Source organism: Eubacterium oxidoreducens (assembly GCF_900104415.1).
Taxonomy (GTDB): Bacteria; Bacillota; Clostridia; order Lachnospirales; family Lachnospiraceae; genus Eubacterium_C; species Eubacterium_C oxidoreducens.
Map to the genome: position 1 here is coordinate 124,982 of NZ_FMXR01000006.1, position 25,147 is coordinate 150,128.

A 25,147-nucleotide genomic window follows, 5' to 3' on the forward strand; every position below is an offset into this window, starting at 1 on the left:
ATATAAGCAGAAGTTATTTTAATGTACCATATTTTTAGCGACGTGCCAATTCTTGGCAAATATCTTGCCAATCAATCCCCTTTTCTACCATCAATACCATAAGATGATACAAAAGATCTGAAATCTCGTATTTAATCTCTTCCGGATCCGGATTCTTTGAAGCAATCACAATTTCCGTAGACTCTTCTCCGACTTTCTTAAGAATCTTATCAAGTCCATTATCAAACAAGTAATTGGTATAAGAACCCTGCTTAGGATGTTCTTTTCTATCTTCAATTACACGATAAATATTTTCAAAAATCTTTATCGGATTCTTTTCCACATATTCCTTTTTTACAAGTTCTTGAAAGAAACAACTAACGGCTCCTGTGTGGCAAGCGCTTTTTCCAACCTGTGATACTTTTGCCAAAATTGTATCATTATCACAATCAAGGTATAACGCCTTAACATATTGAACATGGCCGGATGTCAATCCTTTTGTCCATAATTCATTTCTTGATCTTGACCAATAAGTCATCTTACCTAATTTCAGCGTCGTTTCGAATGCTTCTTCATTCATATAAGCTACCATCAAAACCTGATCGGTAATATAATCTTGCACAACAACCGGTATCATTCCATCGGAGTTTAGTTTAAACTGGTCCCAAGAAATTGCACATACCAGAGAATCCAGATTAATCCCATTATCCGAGAGATCTTTTTTTAATTTCATGATATCCGTATTGACATCATTCAAAAATGGTCCGCATACGCCCCATACCTTTTCTTTTTTTAAGATGTCAACGCATCGTTCAAAGGTATACTCTTTCATAAAAACCGTATAATTAAGATCTGTAATATTCTCAAAAGATGTTGCAGTTGTTTCGTTTAATACAAAAAACTCATCTACGTAATCTACAATTTCTTTTTTCTTAAAGAACATATCAACGGTTGCAATCGAAGCAATGATCGTCTCTTTTCCAAAACGCTCTGCACCTTCTTGCGCAAGCTCGATGGCATCAGCTTTTGAACAATTCACAATCACCTTGCTTGCACCTGCATATAACAGCTTCTTGATATCATCAAATTTGTTTACATGTCCACCAGCAATAATTGGAATCTCCATAATTCTGGATAATTCCTTGATAACACTGATATTAATTTCATGTTCCTTATCATCGGTTGAAAGATCAAGAACCATTAGCCGATCCATACCACCATCATTATACATGTGCGCAATATGAAAGATATCACCCATTGATTCATGATCGTCAAAATTCTTAACCGCCTTTCCGTTTTTTAAAAAAATCAAGGCTGTTAAATATTTACTTACCATTTCTTATAAACTACCTTTCGTAGATAAAATATCTGTAACACGCTTATCAATTGAGCTTGCTTCATCCAAAGCCCGACCAAAAGCTTTAAATACGGCTTCTATCTTATGATGATCATTTCTACCGGACAAAATCTTAATGTGTAAATTCATACCGGCAGCATAACTTATGGAATAAAAGAATTCCCGTACCATTTGAGTATCCATATCGCCAACCATATCGTGTTCAAATTCGCCTTCAAAAGCAAAATATGGTCTACCGGATAAATCAATCGCACAAAGCACCAACGTTTCATCCATTGGAATAATACTACTTCCAAAACGCCGAATACCCTTTTTATCACCTAAGGCATTTTTTATAGCCTTGCCCAATACAATACCAACATCTTCAATACTATGGTGACAATCGACTTTTAAATCACCTTTGCACTTGGCTTTTAAATCAAAGAATCCATGTCTGGCAAAACCATCTAGCATATGATCAAAAAAACCGATTCCGGTATTCAGCTCAGCCGTACCTGCGCCGTCTATATTAAGCGTAATCTCAATATCCGTCTCTTTTGTCTTTCTGCTTTCGTTTGCAATTCGTTCCAAATTCATAACCTCGCTTCAACTCTATTCGTTGTCTTCAAATCTAACTTTAATCGAATTCGCATGAGCCGTCAACTGTTCGCACTCAGCAAATTGTACGATATCTTTGTAGATTGGCTCTAATGCTTCTTTCGAATATGAAATAATAGAGGATTTTTTTATAAAATCATCTACGGATAATGGTGAAAAAAACTTAGCAGTTCCATTCGTCGGAAGAACATGATTTGGACCTGCAAAATAATCTCCCAGTGGTTCTGAAGAATATGGACCTAGGAAAATAGCTCCTGCATTTTTGATTTTTGTCATTATTTCAAATGGGTTATCCATAACAATTTCAAGATGCTCAGACGCAATTTCATTAGCGGTATCAATTGCCTGCTCAAGGGTTTGAGCAACCAGAATATATCCATAGTTATCCAATGATTTATTGATGATTTCTTTTCTTGATAATTCATTCGCAAATTTTTCAACCTCTGCGGATACTTCATTTGCAAGTCTCTCGCTGGTTGTAATTAAGATTGCAGATGCCAATTCATCATGTTCTGCCTGCGAAAGTAAATCAGCCGCAACAAAGCGCGCATTTGCTGTTTCATCCGCTAAGACCAGTATTTCAGAAGGACCGGCAATCGAATCAATACTCACATAACCAAATACCGCTTTTTTCGCTAAGGCTACAAAAATATTTCCAGGTCCTACAATTTTATCGGTTTTTGGAATTGTAGCGGTACCAAATGCAAGTGCTGCGATAGCTTGTGCACCACCTGTTTTATATATTTCATCCACACCGGCTTCATGCGCAGCAACAAGTGTGGAAGGATTAACCTTACCATCTTTTCCGGGCGGAGTTGTCATAACAATCTTATCCACACCGGCCACCTTTGCCGGTAATACATTCATTAATACCGAAGATGGGTAGACTGCTTTTCCTCCCGGAACATAAACACCAACAACACCAAGTGGTGTCACTTTTTGACCTAAAATAATTCCATTGTCTTGCGAATCAAACCAACTGTATTGGCGTTGTTTTTCGTGATAACTTTTTATATTTACCATCGCCTTACGAATCACGTCAATAAGTTTTGAATCCACTTTTTTATATGCTTCTTCAATCTCACTTTGAGTCACAAGCAAATCATTTGCCTTCATCGCTACGCCATCAAATTTTTCTGTATATTCCAAAATGGCTTTATCGCCATTTTCTTTTACATTTTGTACAATTTCATTCACACTGCTTTCGTAACTTCCATAATTATTTGGACTACGTTTAAGCAAAGAGTTTAAAATATCATTTGTTGTATCTTTGGTAAGTTTTAAGATTCTCATGAACATTTCCTCGATTCTTTTTATAATACTTTTTTCAAATCTTCAATCAGTTTAACAATACGTTTGTTTTCCATACGCATACTAACCTGATTAACAACCATACGTGCAGATAACGGGCATACTTCTTCTAAGACTTCAAGACCGTTTTCCCGAAGTGTAGAACCTGTTTCTACAATATCCACAATCACATCAGATAATCCTACTATTGGCGCTAATTCAATGGAACCATTTAATTTAATCAATTCAACTGTCTGATTTTTTTTATTAAAAAAATAATCTTTAGCAATCACAGGATATTTGGTTGCTACACGAATCTGTTCGTGGTGCCTTAAAAGTTCCTTTGCACTTGCCGGTCCACATACACACATACGGCATTTTCCAAAGCCAAGATCCAAAACCTCATAAATATCACGTTGTTCCTGCAATAAGGTGTCTTTTCCGACAACACCGATATCTGCAGCACCATATTCAACATATGTTGGGACATCCGGTCCTTTTGCCAAAAAGAAACGCATTTTCATTTCTTCGTTTACAAATATCAACTTTCTAGTATCTTTATCTTTCATTTCCTGGCAGGTAATTCCGACTTTTTCAAACATTTCCAGTGTTTTATCTGCCAATCTTCCTTTTCCAAGTGCAAAGGTTAAATATCGTTCTTTCCCCATTTATTTATCCTCATCTAATCTTATAATTGTGTCAAAATTATTGACTTTCATATATTCGTTATATTCTTCTTGCGAAACTTTCGAAGAAATCAGAAGCAATTCTACATTTTCATCTTTGCTGCGGTGTTCATTTGCAATCGAAATAGCCTCTTTTAAATGCTCTTTTGAATACATAATCAAAAGGCGATTTTTACGTCTTGGAAATTCCTTTTTCTGGTTATTTAAAGCCATCATAATTTGATCTACAACTATGGCAAAACCAATTGCAGGTGCATCTTTTCCAAAATGTCCGATCAGATTATCATAGCGTCCACCTTTCGCAATCGGTTCTCCGCTACCAAAAGAATAAGCGTTAAATATAACACCGGTATAATAATCATGCATTTCCGGCATTCCCGGGTCAAAAGAAACATACTGTGTAACTCCATAAAGCTTTAGCACTTCATAAATATCATGCAGACGATGAATGGCTTCTTTTACATTTGGATATTTTTGGGCAAACGGTAAGAGCTTTAAGATGGATTCCCCATCCGGATAAAGATCGCCTATTCTTGCAAATAATTCTTTTAAATCCGCATCTAATTTTAGCGGTTCAAGCAATTCTTTCACTCCCCAGAAATTACGATTTAAAATCAAATCGGTTATCCGGTCGGTTAATTCTTCACCCAGATTTGTTGCTTTCACAAGACCTTCAAAGAATCCAGCATGTCCAATGCTGATTTGAAACTCATCCAATCCGGCACTCAAAAGTGCATGAATCATCATCATAATCATCTCTGCATCGCCATCAACATGCGCATTGTTGATAAGTTCTGCCCCAACCTGTGTTACTTCTTTTAGACGTCCTTGATAACTTGAATTATTGACGAACGTATTCCCTAAATAATACATACGAATCGGCATTTTGGATTCCGGATAATATTTGCTGACACATCTTGCGATTGAAGGTGTAATATCCGGTCGAATCACCATCGTATTACCTTCCTGATCAAACAGTTTGTACATATTCTTCGAAGATACGGAACCCACTTGCGAATTAAATACATCAAAAAACTCCAACGTAGGTGTCTGGATCGGATGATATCCAAACCGTCTTAAAACCTTTCGAAATTGATGCTCTAAATATAGCTTATTTTCACATTGTTCATTATAAAGATCACGAACACCATCCGGTGTATGTAGTATGTTTTTTTTCATATTTCCTCCAAACACTTTAGTGTGCTAATATGCTAACACGTTAAAACAATTCAATTATATGGGATGTCCATATAAAAGTCAATCCCGCTCCTTTAAATCTTTCGCCATCATATCCAGATAAGGAACATACAACTGATTTTTAGCTGAAAAGAAATACTCTGGCGTAAGTTCATCCTTTCGAAAGCTTTTTCTTCCGCCATCTTCCATGCGTTTCCAAAAAGCAGCCAATTCTCGAAATCTAAGATAATAAAGTTCTCCGGTCTTGGTATAATTAATGATAAAAAAAGCAATCCCCTTTTGTGCTTCAAATTCTTTCATAAACTGCACCTGATGTGCATGAATGTTTTGAAGCGGAAATGTGTTTGTTGCGCTCTCTTTTGCATCAAAACACACCGGAATGCCTTGTACTACGCCAATATAATCTACCGTACTTTTTTGATCAAAATATGCCAGAGTAATATGTCGTTTCTCTTTATCAATTTTAATCGGCGTAATTGGTGTTGGAACTTTTTGAACAAGGCAAAGATGACTTTCTTCATATTTTTCATTTGTTTTATTAATCAGATCTTCAAGTGTTGAACCTCTAAGACCTCTTGAATTCCATGTTGCCATAACGTCCTCTTATCTAGGTATACTTTCGATTCGGTAACAATGATTTATCGTAAACGATTTTAGCCATCTCTATCAAATCAACTTGCTCTTTTGTAATTTCAAAAATGTTCAAAGCACAATTTGGTTGTTTAAGATTCCATAAATCTCCTATGGATTTATGACAAAGATAAGCTATAAAGGAACGAATAATTGCTCCGTGACAAACAATTAGAACATGCTCATAGCGTTCCATATCCTGAGCTATTTTTTCCTGATAAAACGCATCAATTCTTTGAAAAGCTTCTTCATAACTTTCCATTCCTTCCTCCGGAACAAATGCATCCGGTTCAACAAAAAAACGATGCATATTTTTATATTCCGGCTTTGTCGCTATTTGAGCCAGTTCAATACCTTCATATTTTCCAAAATCCATTTCTCTTATGCGTTGGTCCGTTTCGATAGGAACGCTTCCTTTTGATAAGATTTGTGCTGTTTTAAGCGCTCTTATATACGGTGATGAATAGATATAATCAAATTTTATTCCGGCTTTTTCAATTCCTTCTAATGTCTTATAGGCTAAATCAATCCCATTTTGATTTAGCTTAATATCCGCAGAACCCTGAATTCTGCCTTCTTTATTCCAATCGGTTTCTCCGTGACGCATTAAATATAAACGCATAATAAGTATTGCTCCTAATAATTATTGATTGTATTTAACAGTTGTTTAAAGTCATCCGGAATCGGTGCCTGAAACACTTTTCCGTTTTCTGCTATCATTTCATATGCATGTAACATCTGCCGTTTTATGGGGGTTTTTTTTCCGTTTATTAAAATCACTCCCGGTCCGTGATATTTCAAATCACCAATAATCGGATGTCCGACAGAAGACAGATGTGCTCTGATTTGGTGTGTTTTTCCGGTTATCAAATGAACTTTCAACAAAGTATAAGCTCCATATCTTTCTAGCGGTTCATATTCTGTCACTATTCGTTTGCTTCCGCTTACTTGCGAATCGGTAATAGATACACGATTTTTCTTTTCGTCTTTGGTCAAATAACCATCTAGTATGAATTTGTCTGAAACATCACCTTTCACAATACTTAGATAATATTTTTCTATTGTTCTTTCTTTTAGAGCTTTCGAATAATTCTGAAGTCCTTTTAATGTTTTACCAAATAATAAAAGCCCCGATGTATTTCGATCCAGGCGATTGACCACAGACGGCCGAAAGGAGGAAAGTTCACTCGATGTCAGCGCACCGGATTCAAGAAGATATCCAATCATATACTCATTTGCTGAAACGTCCGATGCGTTTGCTTTTTGTGAAAGCATTCCGGCCGGTTTATTAAGTACCAGCAAATCCAAATCTTCATAAAGAATATCCAGCTTCGTGGTTGGATATTCACAAGCTATCTTTTTTGAAAACTTTAAAAACGTTTCCTCAGAAAAAAAGATTTGAATCCTATCATTGATTTGCAATAGTTCCTGTCCGGATGCTTTTTTCTTGTTTAAAGTTATATTCTTTTTTCGAAGCATTTTGTATAGGAATCCTTTCGAAGCATTTGGTAGATATTTTACTAAGAATTTATCCATCCTTTGTCCAGCTTCATTTGGTCCAACCTGAAATTCTTTCATCGTTTACTTCTTTCTTTTTTTGTGTACATTACGAATTTTTTTGTTTTTTGATGGTGCTTTTTTCTTATTTGCAGCACCTTGTTTCGAATAGGAACCAGATTCTTTTCTTGGTCGAATCAGACAGTTTTTTTCAAATCCTATTAAGTCTTTTCGTCCTGCTTTTAATAAAGCTTCTTTAACAAGATCATAATTCTTTGGATCTTTATATTGAATCAATGCGCGCTGCATTGCTTTTTCTTTTTCGCTTTTGGGCACATATACCTTTTCCATCGTTCTAGGATCTAAACCGGTATAAAACATTACCGTCGAAAGTGTCGAGGGTGTCGGATAAAAGTCCTGTACCTGTTGCGGCATATACCCCATATCTCGTACGAACAATGCCAGTTCGATGGCTTCTTTTAACGTTGACCCAGGATGAGAGGACATCAAATATGGTACAAGATATTGTTTCTTACCAAGCGATTGATTCATCTTCGTATATTCTTTAACAAAACGATCGTATACTGCTTTTGGCGGTTTTCCCATCTTCGATAACACAATATCCGATATATGTTCCGGCGCAACTTTCAGCTGACCGCTAATATGATATTTACATAACTCTTTTAAAAATTCACGATTCTTATCATATAGTAAATAATCAAAGCGAATGCCGGAACGAATAAAAACTTTCTTCACTCCCGGAAGCGCTCTTAATTTAGCTAAAAGCGAAAGGTATCGACTGTGATCCGCTTTCAGATTCGGACATTTTTCCGGAAATAAACATTGACGATGCGTGCAAACACCTTTTGTCAGCTGTTTTTCACACGCCACTGTATCAAAATTCGCTGTTGGTCCTCCAACATCATGAATATATCCTTTAAAATCAGGATCTTGCGTAATAAGCTTTGCTTCTTTTAGTATTGATTCTTCACTTCTGGTTTGAATCATACGTCCTTGATGAAATGTTAACGCACAAAAACTACATCCCCCAAAGCAACCGCGATTCGCAATTAATGAAAATTTCACTTCTGAAATTGCCGGTACTCCGCCTTGTTTTTCGTAATCTGGGTGGTATGTCCTTGCATAAGGTAATGCATAAATAGCATCCATCTGTGATTGTGACAAGGGATAGGAAGGCGGATTTTGCACCACATATACATTATGTGGATATGCCTCTACAAGCTGATGCGCACTAAACGGATCCGTGTTTTGATACTGTTTATAAAAACTTTTTGCATACATTTGTTTATCTTGTTGCATTTCTTCATAGGTCGGTAATAAAATCTTGTCCTCAAGCGTGTTTTTTAAATCTCTTGTTTTATATACCGTTCCTCGAATATAAGTAATTTGCTCAATTGGAACCCCTGCATCTAAAGCCTCTGCAATTTCTACAATTGATTTTTCCCCCATCCCATAAGAAATAAGATCCGCTCCGGAATCAAGAAGCTGTGAACGTTTTAGTTTGTTCGACCAATAATCATAATGCGCCAATCTTCTTAAGGAGCCTTCAATTCCACCGATTATGATCGGGATATTTTTATAACTCCTACGAATTAAATTACCATATACCACAACTGCATAATCCGGTCGTTTTCCGAATTCACCGCCCGGTGTATAGGCATCTTGATGCCGTCTTTTTTTGGAAACAGTATAATGATTTACCATGGAATCCATATTTCCTCCGCAAATCAAAAAACCTAGACGCGGTTCACCAAATATCCGGATACTTTCATCGTTTTTCCAATCCGGCTGCGATATGATAGCAACGCTATAGCCTTTGCTTTCTAAAAGCCTAGAAATAATAGCCGGTCCAAATGATGGATGATCGACATAAGCATCTCCTAGAACATAAACAAAATCGGGCTGTTTTATATTCCTGTTATGCAAATCTTGTTTTGTTATTGGCAAAAACTCTTCTCGTGTCATTTAGAATACCTCTGGCAAATCATAATAACTATCAATAAAATAATCTGCTTTTTTCTTCTTTTCTTCCCATATAGGCGCAGAAAAAGAATCATTTATTGCACACGTTTTAGCTCCTGCACTTTTTCCTGCAATTATGCCATTTGTCATATCCTCAAATACAAGACAATTTTTGATGTTTACATTAATTTCTTTCGCAGCTCTTAAATAAACATCGGGAGCCGGCTTGCCGTTTACGATTTCATCAGATGTTACATAAGCATCAAAGAAACGATCTAAATCATACTTTTCTCGTACAACATTTACCAATTCCCTTGAATTACTGGTACCCATTGCGATTTTTTTGTTTTTTGCTTTTAATTCATGAAGCAAATCCCAAGCACCTTCTTTAAAAACAACATCATTTATATAATGATCTCGAGCCATATCATTCCATATTCTTTGCAACTGCTCAGAGGTATTTGGTAAATGAAATTTTTCTATAAAATAATCTGCTGTTTGAACAAAACTCATCCCTTCAATATCCTTATTAAGTTCTTTCGGAAAAGGAATATTTCTTTGCTCTAAGAATTCCACATCAATTTGATGCCACACCCACATAGAATCAACCAGTGTTCCATCCATATCAAATAGCACCGCGTTTATATCGTTCCACATCTTCTAACTCTTCCTTTGTAAACTCTCTATATTCTCCGGGCAAAAGCGTTTCATCTAATTCATAACGCCCCATTTTAAGACGTTTTAAATAAATAACTTCTCTTCCGATTGCATGGACCATACGTTTCACCTGATGAAATCTGCCCTCTGTAATCGTTATCAGGACTTTTGATGTGTCAGAGCTTTCTAAAATTTTTAATCCGGCACTTTTACAGATCTTTTTTTCGCCGATATCGATTCCTGCTTTAAACGCATTCACATCCCGCTCACTTACAGATCCATCTATGAGCGCATAATACTCTTTTTCTACATGTTTATTTGGGCTTAATAAGCTATGCGTAAAGTCTCCGTCATTTGTGATAATCAATAACCCCTCTGTATCAAGATCTAATCTTCCTACTGCAAACAAATCGCGTCCGGGTGCATCTTTCATATAATCCATAATTGTCTTATGCATTGCATCCGAATTGGCACTTACACATCCTGCAGGTTTATGAAATAAATAATAACGAAATCTTTTATATGCAATCAGTTTTCCATCCAGAAGCACTTCATCAATGCCCGGTGTCACTTTTAAACCTGCATCATTTATCGAAATACCATTAATTGATACACGCTTTTTTTGTATTATTTTTTTTATTTCACTTCTTGAACCAACTTCCATGGTTGAAAGATATTTATCTATTCTTATTTGTTTCATTATTATCATAAAATAAGGCATCATGTACCACCATGATGCCAAGTGATTAATTGTTTGTCAGATCCTTACCTGTGCATAAACGTCAAGACTCGCTCGCGAGTCTTGCGCGCCGGATTCGGGTCTGCTTCAGCAGACAAATTCCTGTCCGAATCCGTGCGCATCCTCGCGGAGCGTTTAACTCAGTCGGAGCTTGTTCTCCGACTGAGTTAAAGGCACGGACTTTTCTGGCCAGGCTTTTAAATTATTCTTGAAGTTCTTTCGCAACCTCATCTGGAATAATTTCATCAGGAGTCTCCTGATGCGTAGCCTCTCCAATCGGTTCTACAACCGGTGCCTCTTGTATTGGTTCTTCTGGAGGTGCCAATTGTAATCTATTAGATGATACTACATCTAATGTTCCTTGCAAAGATTTCATAAGACTTTCAAAACGATTTTTTGAAGTATCTATACTATGAGAAAGCAAATCTTCTATACTCTTAAGCAAATTATCTGTATATTCCATTGCTGCCTGCCGTACATCATTCGCCTCATTCGTAGCCGAATCTAAGATTTCTCTGGCGTTATTGGTTGCTGCAACAATAACTTCATTTGCACGAGCGTAAGCTTGTTGCATAATCTGATGTTCACTGATAAGCTCATTGGTCTGAATCTGTGCCTCTGCAATGATTGCATCGGCTTTTTCCTGGGCGGATGCCAAGATTGCTTCTTTATTATTAATAATCTTTTGATAACGCTTGATTTCTTCCGGCGTTCTAATCTTTAACTCTTCTAACATTTCCTCAATCTCATCACGATTAACAATGATATTTGATTGCGAAAATGGCTGCGCCTTACATTCAGCGATATATTCCTCAATCTCCTCAATAATCTGTTCCATACGTGCCATAACGTTTTAGTCTCCTTGTCTGTTATATCTTTCAAAAATTGACTTAGCTACTGCATCCGGTACAAACTTTGATATATCCGAACCATATGATGCAAATTCTTTTACAATAGTCGAGCTTAAATATGCATATTCCAATGAGGTTGTTAAAAATATCGTATCAATCTTCTCGTTTACAACCCGATTCGTCTGTGCGATCTGCAATTCATACTCAAAATCCGTCACAGCTCTTAAACCTCGAACCAATATATTCGCATCAATTTTCTTCGCATAATCCACTAATAATCCATCAAATGTATCCACCGACACATTATCCAAATCCCGAATCTGCTCTTTAATCATACTAACACGATTATCGACAGAAAACAACGGATTTTTCGCACTGTTATTTAATACAGCCACTACAAGTTCATCCACTATTTTGGAAGCTCTCTTAATAATATCCAGATGCCCATAAGTAACAGGATCGAAGCTTCCGGCATAAATTCCCCTAGTCATAAATTACCTCATTAACATGGTATCTCATCGAGATATACATGCTTATTTGTTTTATATATTTTCTCTTTTAGTATTTGAAATCCAAGCTCATTGACATATGAAAAATCAGTATGAATATCCGCTTCTATCACCATATAACCATCAGGATTTAAAATATTGCTTTCACGTACCGCTTTAAGCAAACTTTTTTCGATTCCCAACTGATATGGCGGATCTGCAAATATAATATCAAATCTTTCTTTTTGTGCCATATTCGCAATCGCCACCAAAACATCTTTTTGAAGCAAAACACAAACATCATCAAGATGCGTAAATAGCATGTTTTCCTTTATAATATCACATGCTTTTTTGTTATTTTCAACCAATACAACTTTTTTTGCTCCACGAGAAGCAGCCTCAAGACCAATGTTTCCACTACCGGAAAACAAATCCAAAAAAGAACAGTCCGCCAAATCCGGCTGCAGCATATTAAACAACGTTTCTTTGATTCGATCTGTTGTAGGTCTGGTATCTTTCCCTACAGGTGCTTTTAAAGGAAGTCTTTTGGCCCTTCCTGCTATAATTCGCATGATAAAGATTCACTTCTTTCTTTAATCTGGCAAACAAGATACCTAATTGCATGTGTAACGGTCTGTCGCCTGATTTGTTCTCTGTTTCCGGTGAAATGTTCTTCATAAATCCGATAATCATCAAGGCTGCCGCAACCAATATATACAAGCCCTACCGGTTTTTTTTCGGTTCCACCGCCCGGACCTGCTATTCCTGTAACAGCAATGCCATAGTCACTTGATGTTCGATGCAAAAGTCCAAGCAACATTTCTTTACAGGTATATTCACTAACAGCGCCATATCGTTCAAGCGTTTCATGACTGACACCAAGATTTTTTTCTTTAATATCATTCGAATAAGTAATATAACCTTCCTGAAAATAGCTTGAACTTCCGGCAACCGATGTAAGCTCTGCGGCAATCAAACCTCCGGTACACGACTCCGCTGTTGATACCGTGTTATGATTGTTGTTAAGCAGAGCTGCCAATTGTGTTATCATATTATTTTTGCTCCTTAAGAACTTCTTTGTTTTTAATAAGATAATCAATTAATGAAACAATTGTTAATACTACTGTTATACCAATTACTATTGGAATGATAGCATGTAAGATTATAGAAGCTATCGTTGGAAGACAGCTAAAATTAAGCAAAATCAAAATAATCATGCCCATCTGAAATACCGTTTTAACTTTTCCCCACATGCTTGCAGCTATTACTACATTATTGTCTGAGGCAATCAAACGGAACCCGCTAATCACAAACTCTCTTGCAATAATAATAACAACAACCCAGCCTGGCAGATCGTCAAGTGAAACCAAACAAATCATTGCTGAACATACAAGCAATTTATCTGCAAGTGGATCCATAAACTTGCCAAAATTTGTAACCAAATTGTATTTTCGAGCAATTTTTCCATCTGCCATATCCGTTAGGGAAGCCACAATAAATATAATTAATGCGACAAGCTGTCCAATATTGTTTTGAAATGCCGGTACCAACAGGCAAATAACAAAAAAAGGAATCAAAATCACTCTAAACATTGTTAATTTATTTGGTAAATTCATTCTAGTTCTCCTATCAAATCATATTCATATGCACCGGTTACTTTAACATTAACAAAATCACCGGTATGAAGAATCTGTGAAGTTTCAAGGAATAGATATCCGTCTATATCCGGTGCATCCCGATACGTTCTGCATACATATACATTTTCAGCGGTTCCTTCTACCAAGACCTTTAGATGAGTTCCTATCATCTCACAGCATTTTTCTTCGCAAATTTCCTGCTGAAGTTCCATTACTTCATCTACCCATAATTGCTTCGTTTCATCCTCTATCTGATTTTCAAAAGATGCTGCCGCAGTTCCTTCTTCTCTGGAATAAGCAAATGCTCCGAGGCGATCAAACCCAATTTCCTCAATAAATGAAAGAAGTTCTTTGTGTTCTTCTTTTGTTTCTCCAGGGAACCCACAAATGACAGTTGTACGAAGCGCTATATCCGGGATTTCTCTTCTAAGCATCTCAAAGGTTTTTTTCAGTTCTGCTTTTGAAGTTCTTCGTGCCATTTTTTTCAAAATCCGATCTGAACAATGTTGAATTGGAAGATCCAAATAATGACACACTTTTGGATTATTTTTAATTTCTTCTACCAATTCCGGATATATTTCCTCCGGATAACAATACAAGATACGAATCCACTTAAGTTCATCTATTTTGGCGAGCTTTTGTAATAAAATATGCAAGGATTTCTTTTCATACAAATCAACACCATAAAGAGTTGTTTCCTGTGCTACCAGCAAAAGTTCTTTTACACCCATTTCTACCAAATCTTGTGCTTGTTTTATTAACACCTCCATGGAAACACTTCTGTATTTTCCACGGATAGATGGAATTACACAATAGGTGCAATGTTTGTCACATCCTTCTGCAATTTTAAGGTAGGCATAATGTGTACCACTAGTCAAAATACGTTTTTTTGACATGTCCGGCATACCTGTTAACTCGCCGATTTTTTCAAAATGTTTTTGTTCTAATACCTTTGTAACTGCTTTCGCAATCTCGTCCCAAGAATTGGTGCCAATAATAGCATCTACTTCCGGAAGTTCTTCTTTGATTTCTTTTGAAAAACGCTGAGCCAGACATCCCGTTGCAATAAGAGCTTTGCATCTTCCGCGTTCTTTCCACTGCGCCATTTCCAAAATGGTATTGATGCTTTCTTCTTTTGCTGAATCAATAAACGTACAGGTATTAATAACAATTACATCTGCATCTTCTTCTGTGTTCGTAAAGGAATATCCGGCTGATTGCAAAATGCCAAGCATATATTCTGAATCCACGAGATTTTTATCACAGCCTAAAGATACAAAAAATATATTAATGGAATTTTGAGGATTACACATATCTATTATTCTTCGTTATGATCTACTGAATCATCTTGCTCAACAACATAATCTGAATTCTCTAAAGCTTCATTTATTTTTTCTTTCATTTCCATTGCTTCTTCTTCATTCAAAATCTTTACATAGCCTTGTTTTAACTCATCTACTGCAACAGAAAGTGGCTTTTTAATATTTGCATTTTCAATCATCGGAGCATCTCCGGCAATAATCTGACGCGCTCTTTTTGCAGTTGCAAGCACAATCGAATAACGGCTGTTTACAACCGGTTCTTCACCAATGTTATGGCTTTCTTCATTAACTACTTTCATTAAATCTACATACGATGGATGAATCATAATATTTACTCTCCTTTATAAAAATCATTTAATTGTGTTTCAATTTCTTTAATAAATGAACAATTCTGACTTATTTTTAAATGTTCATTTTGAATAATACTATGCGTTTGTTTAATTGCATCTTCAAGGGAATCGTTTACAATCAGATAATCGTATTTTTTCATCATCTGTGATTCCTCATATGCACGTTTCATGCGTTGCTTTACAACCGCAGCCGTTTCCGTGCCTCTTCCGGTAAGTCTTTGTTCAAGAATCTGTGCCGTTGGCGGTGTCACAAACAAAAGTAACGCATCCGGAAATGATTTCCTGACATTTAATGCTCCTTGAACTTCAATTTCAAGAATTACATCTTGTCCGTCTTCTAGCTGTTTCATAACATATTCTTTAGGTGTTCCATAATAGTTTCCAACATAATTGGCATATTCAATCAAGGAATCCTTTTGTATCATTTCTTCAAATTCCTCAACGGATAAAAAATAATATTCTTTTCCATGTTTCTCACCCGGCCTTGGACTTCTGGTTGTTGCAGAAGTAGACAAAGCATATTTGCCAGGATAATGTTCAAGGAGTCCTTTTACAATCGATCCTTTTCCAGCTCCGGCAAATCCTGAAATAACAATTAATACGCCTTTTTTATTCATCGTCTGATGCATCTCCATTTTCTATGTTTTTCCCCTCAATTCGGCCGGCTATTGTATCCGGCTGAAGTGCAGATAACACAAGATAATCATTTTCCATGACCAAAACTGCTTTGGTACGTCTTCCCTGCGTTGCATCAACCACAGCTGATTTTTCTTTTGCAGACTGCAAAAGTCGCTTGGCGGGCGCAGAATCAGGCGAAATGATAGCTATTATCTTTTTCGTGTTTACAATATTACCAAACCCAATATTTACAAACATAGTCAACCCTACTCGATATTTTGAATCTGTTCACGAATCTTTTCAATCTCCGTTTTAAGATAAATGGCGGTATCGCTACTTGCAAGATCTGTCGATTTCGACAAAATCGTATTCGCTTCCCGATTCATCTCTTGCGCAATAAAGTCAAGCTTTCTTCCAACACTATCTGAGTCGAAAAGCGCATCTTTTGTCGCTTTTATATGACTCTTTAATCGTACAATTTCTTCATCAACGCAAATTTTGTCCGCATAAATTGTAACTTCTGCAGCTATTCGTGATTCGTCAATTTCATTATTTTCCATTAAATCAGCAACTTTATCTAACAGTTTTGCTTTATATTCCTCAATAATTTGAGGAGCTCTTTTTTCTATATCAAGAACTTTTTCATACATAGCGTCGCATTTCAAAGCCAAGTCTGTTTGAAGTTGTTCCCCTTCAACTTCTCGACTTTTCACAAAATTGTCCGTTGCCTCCATCAATACAGGCTGTAAGTGAAGCCAAAGCTGCTCCTCATTCTCGGGATGCTCCTCTGTTACGATTACATCCGGATATCGCGAAAGCGCCGCAACATTTACATCATTTACAATTCCAAATTGCGCAGCCATCTGTTCAAATTTTTCCATATAATGAGCTGCAACTTCTTTATTGTACTTAATCAAAAGTGTCTGATCGAGGTATTCTTCATATGTGATATATACATCCACCTTACCACGCTGGATGTAGTCTTTCAGCACTCCTCGAATCTTGTTTTCAAAAAAGTTCAGTTTCTTTGGCATCTTGATGTTCAGGTCAAGGTAACGATGATTCACCGCTTTGATTTCGACCGTAATCTTTCGATATTCATCAATAGATTCTCCGCGTCCAAATCCTGTCATACTTTTAATCATGTTTTTGCTTCCTTTTCAATTGCATAATACTAGTAATTATATATATCAATTTATTATATGCAATTCATGATTTTAAGTCAAATTATAATCTTGAAATTCTTGTTATTCTTGTTATTTTTAACTTTTTTATTATAATATTAAGAGATATAGTATCAGTTAAAAAGGAGATTTGGTATGGCACTAGATGGAATCGTTGTCCATAATCTTACAAAGGAACTTCAAGATCTGTTAATCGGTGCTCGCATAAGTAAAATTGCCCAGCCCGAAAAGGACGCATTATTATTAACATGTAAATCCAAAAGCAATGGAACAAAAAGATTATATTTGTCTGCAAGCCCTTCTCTTCCGCTTATCTATTTTGTGGAGGAAAACAAGCCCAGTCCTATGACTGCCCCCAATTTTTGTATGCTTCTTAGGAAACATATCTCCAATGGGCGAATTGTTCATATCCATCAACCCGATTTAGAACGAATCATTATCTTCGAAATCGAACATCTAAACGAACTTGGCGATTTATGTCACAAGAAATTAATTGCGGAACTTATGGGCAAACATTCTAATCTGATTTTCACAGACGAAAATGGTAAAATCATCGACAGTATCAAACACATATCCGCTTTCGTAAGTTCTGTGCGTGAAGTGTTACCGGGTCGAGAATATTTTGTTCCTAATATGCAAGAAAAAGCAAGTGTGTTTTCTATTAATTTTGAAGATTTTCATAATCGCGTTATAGCAAAGGGAATGCCTCTTTTTAAAGCGATTTACAACGCTTATACCGGCATCAGTCCCTTAATTGCCAACGAACTTTGCTTTCGTGCTTCGCTTGATGCCGATTGCTCTACCAGTTCATTGTCAGATCTAGAACAGCAACATCTCTACCACCAATTTGAATTAATGATCGAAGAAATTCAAGAAGGCATATTCAATCCCAATATCGTTTACGAAAACGAAATCCCTCTTGACTTTTCTTCTCTTACCTTAACACAATACGGCGATTTGAAGTGTACCTCGTTCGAATCCATTTCTAAAGCTCTTGAAACCTTTTACTCGAGTCGTGATTTATATACAAGAATGCGTCAAAAGACTTCCGATTTACGAAAAATAGTTACAACCGCTTTAGAACGTAACAAAAAAAAGTTGCAACTTCAAAACCGTCAAATTAAAGATACCAAAAAACGTGACCAATTTAGAATCTACGGAGAATTAATTAATACTTACGGTTATCATTTAGAAGAAGGTTGTGATAAGCTCATATGTACTAATTATTATACGGACGAGGAAGTAACCATTCGATTAGATTCCTCTTTAACTCCTCAGGAAAATGCACAGCGTTATTTCGATAAATACAATAAGCAAAAACGAACCTTCGAAGCATTAACAACGCTTTTAAAAGAAGCACAAGCCGAAATCGATCATCTTGAAAGTATTTTAACAAGTCTTGATTTGGCGACCTCGGAAGAAGATCTTGCTATGATTAGAGACGAATTGTTTGATAACAATTACATCCATAAACGCTCTAATTCCAAGCAAAAGAGTCGCAAATCCAAGCCATTACATTATCGAACAAGCGATGGATATGATGTTTATGTTGGAAAAAACAATTATCAAAATGACGAATTAACATTCCACTTTGCAAATGGTGGTGATTGGTGGTTCCACGCAAAAGGAATGCCGGGCTCGCATGTGATTCTTCGATGCCCAAATGGCGAAGAACCGTCGGATACCGCCTATGAAGAAGCTGCAGCTTTGGCCGCTTATTATTCAAATGGACGCACTTCTCAAAAAGTAGACATTGATTACGTGATAAAAAAAGAAGTCAAAAAGCCAAATGGTGCAAAACCCGGTTTTGTCATTTATTACACAAATTATTCCATGACCATCGCACCTGATATCCAAAAATTAACTTTAATCAAATAATAGACAGCAAGCCAAGGTTAAGCTTGATTCACCCTTTATCAAAGAGGCACAAAACTCAAAAAAGAGTCTTGTGCCTCGATGCTGTTAAATGTTTAAATTATCAGCCATGTTTAAACGATAACGTTCTAACTGTGCTTTTAAAAGCTTATGTGTTAATAATTTAGGATCAACTTGCAACAGTTCCGTCGCACATTTCGCAGCTTCTTTTAACATATCGCTATCCCGATAAGGATCTGCCATACCAAACCCCATATCTCCACTTTGCCTTTCTCCAAAAAAATCACCAGGACCTCTTTGCTTCAAATCTTCATCTGCAATTTGAAAACCATCATTGCTTTTATTTAATATTTCCAATCGTTCTTTTGCTTTCGAAGAATCCGACAAAAACACGCAGTAACTTTGCGCTGCCCCTCTTCCGATTCTTCCACGCAGCTGATGAAGCTGTGCAAGACCAAACCGTTCAGCATTGAAAACCATCATCATCGTTGCATTTGGAACATCTACTCCTACTTCCACCACCGTAGTGGAAACCAGTATTGATATTTCGTTCAATTCAAATGCATGCATCACATCATTTTTTTCCTTTGTTTTCAAATTGCCATGCATAACTCCAATCGCAATGGAATCCTCAAATTGTTCTCGAAGCATTTTTTCCACTTCTTCTACGCTTCGCACCTGTGACTCTTCATTTTCCTCAATCATAGGGCAAATCACGTAGCATTGGTGGCCGAATTCAATCTGCTCTTTCATAAATTTATAGGCTGCAGGCAAATAGCTATCTCCTACCACACAATTTTTGATTGGTAATCGATTTGCCGGCTTTTCGAGAATCCTGGATATATCTATATTATTATATAGAATTAAAGCCAACGTTCTTGGTATCGGTGTAGCACTCATAACAAGTATATGTGGATGCATCCCTTTATTCCCAAAAGCTTCACGTTGCTTTACACCAAACCGATGTTGTTCATCCGTCACCACATAAGCCAGATTTTGATAGTTGACTTTTTCTTGAATCAAAGCATGTGTTCCGATAATCATGGCCGTAGGCATACATTCTATACACTCGTAAACATCTTGTTTTTCTTTTGCACTCATAGAACCCACAAGCAAAATCACCGGAATTTCATCTGCCAAGCCCATATCTTCTATCAATTTTTTAAATGTTTCATAATGTTGGCGTGCCAAAACTTCAGTTGGTGCCATAAGTGCAGATTGCCATCCTGCAAAAGCTACAGCCAACATCGACAAAAATGCGACAATCGTTTTACCCGATCCTACATCACCTTCTAAAAGTCGTTGCATTCTGTAATCCGATTGCATATCCATCAATATTTCATTTAATGCCTTTGTTTGATCGTTTGTCAGCGGAAACAAAAGAGAATCTAATGCCCGTTGCCACTCCTCATCTGTATTTATTTTATATTCACTTTTTTCTTTCCCCTGAAACTGTTCATTACTCTTTATGGAAAGCAAGAACAAAAAGAATTCTTCAAACGCCAATCGTTTTTGCGCTGCTATATTTTTATCTTCAAAGTCCGGAAAATGCATTTGATAAATAGCTTCTCTTCTATTCGGAAAGCCATAATGTTTTCGAATTTCTTCCGGAATCCAATCTATGATTTCAATATCATCCTCAAAAATATTTTGAATTGCTTTTATAATCTGATGCTGCTTTAATCCTTTTGTAAGTCGATATACTGGTATAAGGCGATTTTCGTATGCAATCTGATATTGCTCCTTTGAAAAAACTTTCGGCTGTGTGATTTTCAATCGATTATGATCTATTTCACACTTACCATATAAGATATAACGATGTCCAGCTTTTATAACCGAACGCAAAAAATCACTTCGAAACCATACCGCTTCGACATCTAGTAAATTGTGCTTTAAGGAAAGCACTGTTACAGAAGTTCTTCTTCCCGCACGAACAACAGGAGATTTTACCGCTTTTACCTCTACCGCCCATTCTTTTTTGATTAGAGCAGGATTTTGTTGCATCGTCAAATATACATCCCCGGGACTTAGCGGATGCGGATAAAGCTTATATTCACGTGGAAAATTAAGGAGCATATCACCTACGGTGTATACTCCCAGATTTTCAAATAATTCTTCAGTTTTTTTTCCGACTCCTTTTATCTGTGTAATTTTAGAATCTAAATTCATACATACTTCCTTTATTCAACAGAAATCAGATAATAATAAATTGGCTGACCTCCATATTGGAGTTCAATTTCACAATCTTCAAATTCATCTTCTAAAGTTTCAGCAAACTTCTGTGCATCTTCCAATTTCACATCTTCGCCATAATACACGCCAATCAGGCCTGACTCCTCATCAACCATATTACGAATCATTTCTAAAGAAGTCTCTACCATGTCTGTACCAACCGATAAGATTCCGGCATCCCCAATTCCCATATAGTCATCTTGTCTGATTTCTTTGCCGTCTATTGTTGTATCTCGGACCGCATAGGTCACAGAACCAGACTTAACCTGTGAGATTGCTTCAAGCATAATCTCCTGATTTTCCTCTACACTTTGATCTGGCATATAATTAATCAGCGCCACAATCCCTTGCGGAACTGTCTTTGTCGGAATCACTATAATATTCTTATCTTCCGTAAGTTCAGCTGCCTGATTTGCTGCAAGAATGATATTCGAATTATTAGGAAATACAAAAATATTTTTTGCATTTACATGCTCAATTGCAGTCATAATATCATCCGTACTTGGATTCATCGTCTGTCCGCCCTCGATGATATAATCTGCCCCAAGGTCTTTAAAAATCTGTTTGATTCCTTCTCCAACAGACACAGAAATAAAGCCATAATCTTTTAATTCTTTTTGTGTATTTGCTTCATGACGTTTTTTATTTTCTTCTGCCTGTTTAGCAGCAATCGCCTGTGAATCTTTAATTAGCTTTTCTTGATGTTCCTCTCGCATATTATCAATTTTAATTTTACTAAGAGAACCAAGTGTTAAAGCTTCTGTGATTGCAACACCCGGATCATTCGTATGAACATGAATCTTAATAATTTCATCATCTGCGACAACTACAATAGAATCACCGATATTCTCAAGAAAATCTTTTAATTCATTAACACGTTCATCCGTCACCGGCTGATTCAAAACAATAATAAATTCTGTACAGTAACCAAACTTAATTTCAGCTTCTGTCTCAGGTGTAATCTTAACAACCTTACTTGAAGTTGCAATTCCTTCAACCGAATAATCAACCTCTTTACCAAGTAACGCATCATACGCTCCATGTAAAACTTCAACAAGTCCTTGTCCGCCAGAATCCACAACACCTGCTTCTTTTAATACCGGCAGCATATCAGGTGTTTTTGCCAAAACAGCTTCTGCTTCTTCAATAATTGCGGCAAGATATTCTTCTACATCTTGTGTATCATGAATCAAATCAGCTGCAATCTTAGCAGCACCCTTCGCAACCGTAAGAATGGTTCCTTCCTTTGGCTTCATTACAGCTTTATAAGCAGTCTCTACCGCTCTTTGCGCTGCTTCTGCCAAAATTGTGACATCCAATTTATCATAATTACTGATTACACGAGTAAAACCGCGAAAGAGCTGCGAAAGAATAACACCCGAATTTCCTCTCGCTCCCCGAAGAGAACCAGACGAAATTGCTTTCGCAAGACTTTCCATAGTCGGTTTGTTTAATGCGGCAACTTCATTTGCTGCCGAAACAATGGTCATTGTCATATTTGTACCGGTATCACCATCCGGAACCGGAAATACATTCAATTCATTTATCCATTCTTTTTTTGCTTCAAGATTTTTAGCTGCAGCAAGAAACATCTTGCTAAGCATAGCAGCATCAATCGAATTCGTACTCAAGACTATTATCCTCCTTAGTCAATTACTCTAACGCCTTCAACGTAGATATTAATTTTCTCAATCTCCATACCGGTAAATTCTTCTACCTGGTATTTCACAGTATGAATCAAATTATCTGCTACTGTATTAATGCTTACACCGTATGCTACGATCACATGAAAATCCAATACAATTTTGTTATCCTGAATCATCACATTAATGCCGTGATGTAAATAATCCTTCTTTAATAATTTAACAATGCCATCCTTCATATTAACGGCTGCCATACCAACAATACCAAAGCATTCCACTGCCACACTTCCAGCATATGAAGCAATAACCTGTGGATCTACAGTAATTTTACCAAGCTTTGTATTCATTTCACCGCTATTTGCCATGACGGTCCCTCCTTATTATTACAGATTTAATCAGAGTATATTATACATTTTTTTGGCGCAAAAAGAAACAGATAAATTATCTTTTTATAAAAAACGTAATTTTTTTCTTGCATTCCCCTATCAGTTCTGTTAGAATAAATCATGTTGTGAGCTCGACATATATGAGTCGGGTTTAGTGTGATGAACAAGGAGGTGTTAAAATGGCAAAATGTGCTATTTGCGGAAAAGGCGCTCATTTCGGTAACAATGTCAGCCATTCACATAAAAAGACGAATAGAATGTGGAAATCAAACATCAAATCCGTTAGATGTAAAGTGAACGGTACTCCTAAGAGATTGTATGTTTGTACATCATGCTTAAGATCTAACAAAGTAGAAAGAGCATAATCTTAGAAATGAAGCTATAAGAGAGACTGTTATTCAACAGTCTCTTTTTTTTATCCTTAATTATACGAATCTTATATTTTCAAACTTTGTAAAAAAATACCGACTTTCATTATTAGATTATCTCTCTAACTTTTAAAAGTCGGTACAAGCTTTCTTTTTTGCTTAATTAACGGAATCATCAAGCATTTCTTCCATCTCTTCTTTTGCACATTCCATAGCATCTTCTGAATATGATTTCTTATGACCACCGGTAAAACGTGCCACAAAATCCGGAACCATATCAAGCAATTTCGTGATTCCATCTTGTTCTTTTACATTAATTAATCGAGTACTTCCATTTTGAATCACCAAAACAGCACTTGGGGACATCTTGCCGCCCATGCCGCCTCCGCCATTCGAACTATCTTGCTTTTGAAATGCCCCGGCTCCTACTCCAAACGAAACATCTACCAATGGAAGAATGATGGTATCGCCAATGTGAATCGCTTCTCCCACTACTGTTTTCGTAGACAACATGCCGTTCATACCCTTCATTAACGAATCCATTGTGTCGGAAAACAAACTATCCTTTTCTGCCATCTTTACTCCTCCTAATTTTTTTAATTACTTCTCTTATTTTTTTATTTTTTAACAAACCAATCGCAAATGCCAATAAATAAATAATATGAATCTTTCCCTGAATATGTATAATCCCTTTTAAATACATCTGTTCAGAGTCAAAATCCGGATATGCATGAATATCATACATATAAACAATTGGAATCAGACTTATAGCTCCCGTTAAATATCCGGTTCGATCCGGCTTTCCCAAAGAAAAATCAAAATTCGTTTTTATGACATCCGGTGCAATTTTCTTAAGCAGTTTAAATGCTCTAGGAAGTATATACTTAACAAGTCCTCTATTTTCTTTATCCGAAACAAAAGCTAAAAAATTCTTAATAGTATCCGAAATATTATTTTTTGAGTCTTTTGGGGTACTCTTTTTATCTTTTTTCGAATCTTCTTTTTTCTTCAGTCTTTTTTTAAAGCCTAATAACCTTATGCGCATCAATAATTGTTCCTGTTTATAAACAAGAGCAAATTCAAATATCCCGGCCAAAAACCGTACTTTGAATCTTGCACTTATTTCTTCTTTCACTTTCGCATCTAATTCATATCGAAATGGCGAAAACAAAAGAAGTAATACCATGACAATTATAACCGCAAGCACTATCAGCAAGATATAACCGACCAGGCATAAAGCAGTAAGTTCCATCGGCATATAAATAACCAAACCTTTTATTTATTTTGAAAGTATTCTATTACATTAACATCGTAGGTTTCTTCATATATATCAGAAATAATACTTTCAACCAGTCGAAAAGCATTCTCTTTTCCGTCTGCAAATCCAACAAGCACATCTTCTTCTATAAGATGTGCTACAGACATCCAAGCAGGATAAATTACAATTGGTTCTTCTTTTCTCTTGCCAAGCATGACAAGATAAAGATTCCCAATTGCATCACCATGTAGAATCATCTTCAGCAGTTCATCAATCTGCTCTTCTAGAAACCCTAGCGTATAAATCTGCTTCACACTTCTCAT

Annotated in this window: 29 protein-coding genes; 2 read left to right on the forward strand and 27 right to left on the reverse strand. The window is 36.4% G+C overall.

Annotation, left to right across the window (positions count from 1 at the left end; all coding sequences use genetic code 11):
• Nucleotides 1-34 precede the first annotated feature (34 nt).
• The 21 genes from hisIE to BLS20_RS03605 all read right to left on the reverse strand — a co-directional run bounded on the left by hisIE (nt 35) and on the right by BLS20_RS03605 (nt 17,023).
• Nucleotides 35-1,315 (reverse strand): bifunctional phosphoribosyl-AMP cyclohydrolase/phosphoribosyl-ATP diphosphatase HisIE, encoded by a 1,281-nt coding sequence (hisIE, locus tag BLS20_RS03505; protein ID WP_090172266.1) that lies wholly within the window; start codon nt 1,313-1,315, stop codon nt 35-37.
• Nucleotides 1,316-1,318: 3 nt separating this feature from the next.
• Nucleotides 1,319-1,912 (reverse strand): imidazoleglycerol-phosphate dehydratase HisB, encoded by a 594-nt coding sequence (gene hisB, locus BLS20_RS03510; RefSeq protein ID WP_176762273.1) that lies wholly within the window; start codon nt 1,910-1,912, stop codon nt 1,319-1,321.
• A 15-nt stretch (nt 1,913-1,927) separates the two neighbouring features.
• Nucleotides 1,928-3,226: a histidinol dehydrogenase gene (gene hisD, locus BLS20_RS03515; protein WP_090172268.1), complete on the reverse strand. Its 1,299-nt coding sequence runs from the start codon at nt 3,224-3,226 to the stop codon at nt 1,928-1,930.
• 20 nt (nt 3,227-3,246) lie between these two features.
• Nucleotides 3,247-3,891, reverse strand: coding sequence for an ATP phosphoribosyltransferase (gene hisG / locus BLS20_RS03520; RefSeq protein WP_090172271.1), 645 nt, complete (start codon nt 3,889-3,891; stop codon nt 3,247-3,249).
• Nucleotides 3,892-5,088, reverse strand: coding sequence for an ATP phosphoribosyltransferase regulatory subunit (gene hisZ / locus BLS20_RS03525; protein WP_090172273.1), 1,197 nt, complete (start codon nt 5,086-5,088; stop codon nt 3,892-3,894).
• A 78-nt stretch (nt 5,089-5,166) separates the two neighbouring features.
• The gene (locus tag BLS20_RS03530) at nt 5,167-5,700 is read right to left on the reverse strand and encodes a Holliday junction resolvase RecU (RefSeq protein ID WP_090172275.1); all 534 of its coding nucleotides are present in this window, start codon (nt 5,698-5,700) and stop codon (nt 5,167-5,169) included.
• Between the two features lie 13 nt (nt 5,701-5,713).
• Entirely contained in the window at nt 5,714-6,358 is a 645-nt protein-coding gene (locus BLS20_RS03535) for a histidine phosphatase family protein (RefSeq protein ID WP_090172276.1), read from the reverse strand.
• Nucleotides 6,359-6,372: 14 nt separating this feature from the next.
• A complete protein-coding gene (locus BLS20_RS03540) occupies nt 6,373-7,314 on the reverse strand; it encodes an RluA family pseudouridine synthase (RefSeq protein ID WP_090172278.1) in 942 nt (313 codons plus the stop codon).
• Nucleotides 7,315-7,317: 3 nt separating this feature from the next.
• The gene (locus tag BLS20_RS03545) at nt 7,318-9,219 is read right to left on the reverse strand and encodes a YgiQ family radical SAM protein (protein WP_090172280.1); all 1,902 of its coding nucleotides are present in this window, start codon (nt 9,217-9,219) and stop codon (nt 7,318-7,320) included.
• Complete coding sequence (locus BLS20_RS03550; protein WP_090172282.1) at nt 9,220-9,873, reverse strand: HAD family hydrolase; 654 nt, start codon at nt 9,871-9,873, stop codon at nt 9,220-9,222.
• The gene (locus BLS20_RS03555) at nt 9,842-10,573 is read right to left on the reverse strand and encodes a pseudouridine synthase (protein ID WP_242870516.1); all 732 of its coding nucleotides are present in this window, start codon (nt 10,571-10,573) and stop codon (nt 9,842-9,844) included. The genes BLS20_RS03550 and BLS20_RS03555 overlap by 32 nt, the downstream gene beginning before the upstream one ends.
• A gap of 241 nt (nt 10,574-10,814) precedes the next feature.
• Complete coding sequence (locus BLS20_RS03560) at nt 10,815-11,459, reverse strand: ATPase (RefSeq protein WP_176762274.1); 645 nt, start codon at nt 11,457-11,459, stop codon at nt 10,815-10,817.
• A gap of 6 nt (nt 11,460-11,465) precedes the next feature.
• Nucleotides 11,466-11,954 carry a pantetheine-phosphate adenylyltransferase gene (gene coaD / locus BLS20_RS03565; protein WP_090172283.1) on the reverse strand — a complete coding sequence of 163 codons (489 nt, stop codon included), beginning with the start codon at nt 11,952-11,954 and terminating at the stop codon, nt 11,466-11,468.
• 11 nt (nt 11,955-11,965) lie between these two features.
• The gene (gene rsmD / locus BLS20_RS03570) at nt 11,966-12,523 is read right to left on the reverse strand and encodes a 16S rRNA (guanine(966)-N(2))-methyltransferase RsmD (protein WP_090172286.1); all 558 of its coding nucleotides are present in this window, start codon (nt 12,521-12,523) and stop codon (nt 11,966-11,968) included.
• Entirely contained in the window at nt 12,511-13,002 is a 492-nt protein-coding gene (locus BLS20_RS03575; RefSeq protein ID WP_090172288.1) for a CinA family protein, read from the reverse strand. The genes rsmD and BLS20_RS03575 overlap by 13 nt, the downstream gene beginning before the upstream one ends.
• Before the next feature lies 1 nt (nt 13,003).
• Complete coding sequence (gene pgsA, locus BLS20_RS03580; RefSeq protein WP_090172290.1) at nt 13,004-13,567, reverse strand: CDP-diacylglycerol--glycerol-3-phosphate 3-phosphatidyltransferase; 564 nt, start codon at nt 13,565-13,567, stop codon at nt 13,004-13,006.
• Nucleotides 13,564-14,880 carry a 30S ribosomal protein S12 methylthiotransferase RimO gene (gene rimO / locus BLS20_RS03585; RefSeq protein ID WP_090172599.1) on the reverse strand — a complete coding sequence of 439 codons (1,317 nt, stop codon included), beginning with the start codon at nt 14,878-14,880 and terminating at the stop codon, nt 13,564-13,566. Before rimO ends, pgsA begins: the two co-directional genes overlap by 4 nt.
• Nucleotides 14,881-14,906: 26 nt before the next feature.
• The gene (gene rpoZ, locus BLS20_RS03590; RefSeq protein WP_090172292.1) at nt 14,907-15,236 is read right to left on the reverse strand and encodes a DNA-directed RNA polymerase subunit omega; all 330 of its coding nucleotides are present in this window, start codon (nt 15,234-15,236) and stop codon (nt 14,907-14,909) included.
• 5 nt (nt 15,237-15,241) lie between these two features.
• Nucleotides 15,242-15,877, reverse strand: a complete 636-nt coding sequence (gene gmk / locus BLS20_RS03595) for a guanylate kinase (RefSeq protein ID WP_090172293.1) — start codon at nt 15,875-15,877, stop codon at nt 15,242-15,244.
• A complete protein-coding gene (locus BLS20_RS03600; protein ID WP_090172295.1) occupies nt 15,870-16,136 on the reverse strand; it encodes a DUF370 domain-containing protein in 267 nt (88 codons plus the stop codon). The genes gmk and BLS20_RS03600 overlap by 8 nt, the downstream gene beginning before the upstream one ends.
• A gap of 8 nt (nt 16,137-16,144) precedes the next feature.
• A complete protein-coding gene (locus tag BLS20_RS03605; protein ID WP_090172297.1) occupies nt 16,145-17,023 on the reverse strand; it encodes a YicC/YloC family endoribonuclease in 879 nt (292 codons plus the stop codon).
• A 174-nt stretch (nt 17,024-17,197) separates the two neighbouring features.
• Here BLS20_RS03605 and BLS20_RS03610 point away from each other — a divergent pair, with 174 nt between their 5' ends.
• Nucleotides 17,198-18,940, forward strand: coding sequence for an Rqc2 family fibronectin-binding protein (locus BLS20_RS03610; protein ID WP_090172299.1), 1,743 nt, complete (start codon nt 17,198-17,200; stop codon nt 18,938-18,940).
• Between the two features lie 84 nt (nt 18,941-19,024).
• Here BLS20_RS03610 and recG read toward each other — a convergent pair whose 3' ends face one another.
• The 3 genes from recG to BLS20_RS03625 are packed head-to-tail and all read right to left on the reverse strand — an operon-like array spanning nt 19,025 to nt 23,177.
• Nucleotides 19,025-21,106, reverse strand: a complete 2,082-nt coding sequence (gene recG / locus BLS20_RS03615) for an ATP-dependent DNA helicase RecG (RefSeq protein WP_090172301.1) — start codon at nt 21,104-21,106, stop codon at nt 19,025-19,027.
• Nucleotides 21,107-21,117: 11 nt separating this feature from the next.
• Entirely contained in the window at nt 21,118-22,800 is a 1,683-nt protein-coding gene (locus BLS20_RS03620; RefSeq protein WP_090172303.1) for a DAK2 domain-containing protein, read from the reverse strand.
• 14 nt (nt 22,801-22,814) lie between these two features.
• Nucleotides 22,815-23,177, reverse strand: a complete 363-nt coding sequence (locus BLS20_RS03625) for an Asp23/Gls24 family envelope stress response protein (protein ID WP_090172305.1) — start codon at nt 23,175-23,177, stop codon at nt 22,815-22,817.
• A gap of 200 nt (nt 23,178-23,377) precedes the next feature.
• Here BLS20_RS03625 and rpmB point away from each other — a divergent pair, with 200 nt between their 5' ends.
• Entirely contained in the window at nt 23,378-23,563 is a 186-nt protein-coding gene (gene rpmB / locus BLS20_RS03630) for a 50S ribosomal protein L28 (RefSeq protein WP_090172307.1), read from the forward strand.
• A 162-nt stretch (nt 23,564-23,725) separates the two neighbouring features.
• Here the strand turns inward: rpmB and BLS20_RS03635 are convergent, their stop codons facing one another.
• Genes BLS20_RS03635 through BLS20_RS03645 form a run of 3 tightly spaced genes read right to left on the reverse strand, consistent with a single transcriptional unit; the run spans nt 23,726 to nt 25,147 of the window.
• Nucleotides 23,726-24,142: a GerW family sporulation protein gene (locus BLS20_RS03635; RefSeq protein ID WP_090172309.1), complete on the reverse strand. Its 417-nt coding sequence runs from the start codon at nt 24,140-24,142 to the stop codon at nt 23,726-23,728.
• A complete protein-coding gene (locus BLS20_RS03640; protein WP_143010220.1) occupies nt 24,126-24,836 on the reverse strand; it encodes a hypothetical protein in 711 nt (236 codons plus the stop codon). Before BLS20_RS03640 ends, BLS20_RS03635 begins: the two co-directional genes overlap by 17 nt.
• Nucleotides 24,837-24,841: 5 nt before the next feature.
• Nucleotides 24,842-25,147 carry a hypothetical protein gene (locus tag BLS20_RS03645; protein ID WP_090172313.1) on the reverse strand — a complete coding sequence of 102 codons (306 nt, stop codon included), beginning with the start codon at nt 25,145-25,147 and terminating at the stop codon, nt 24,842-24,844.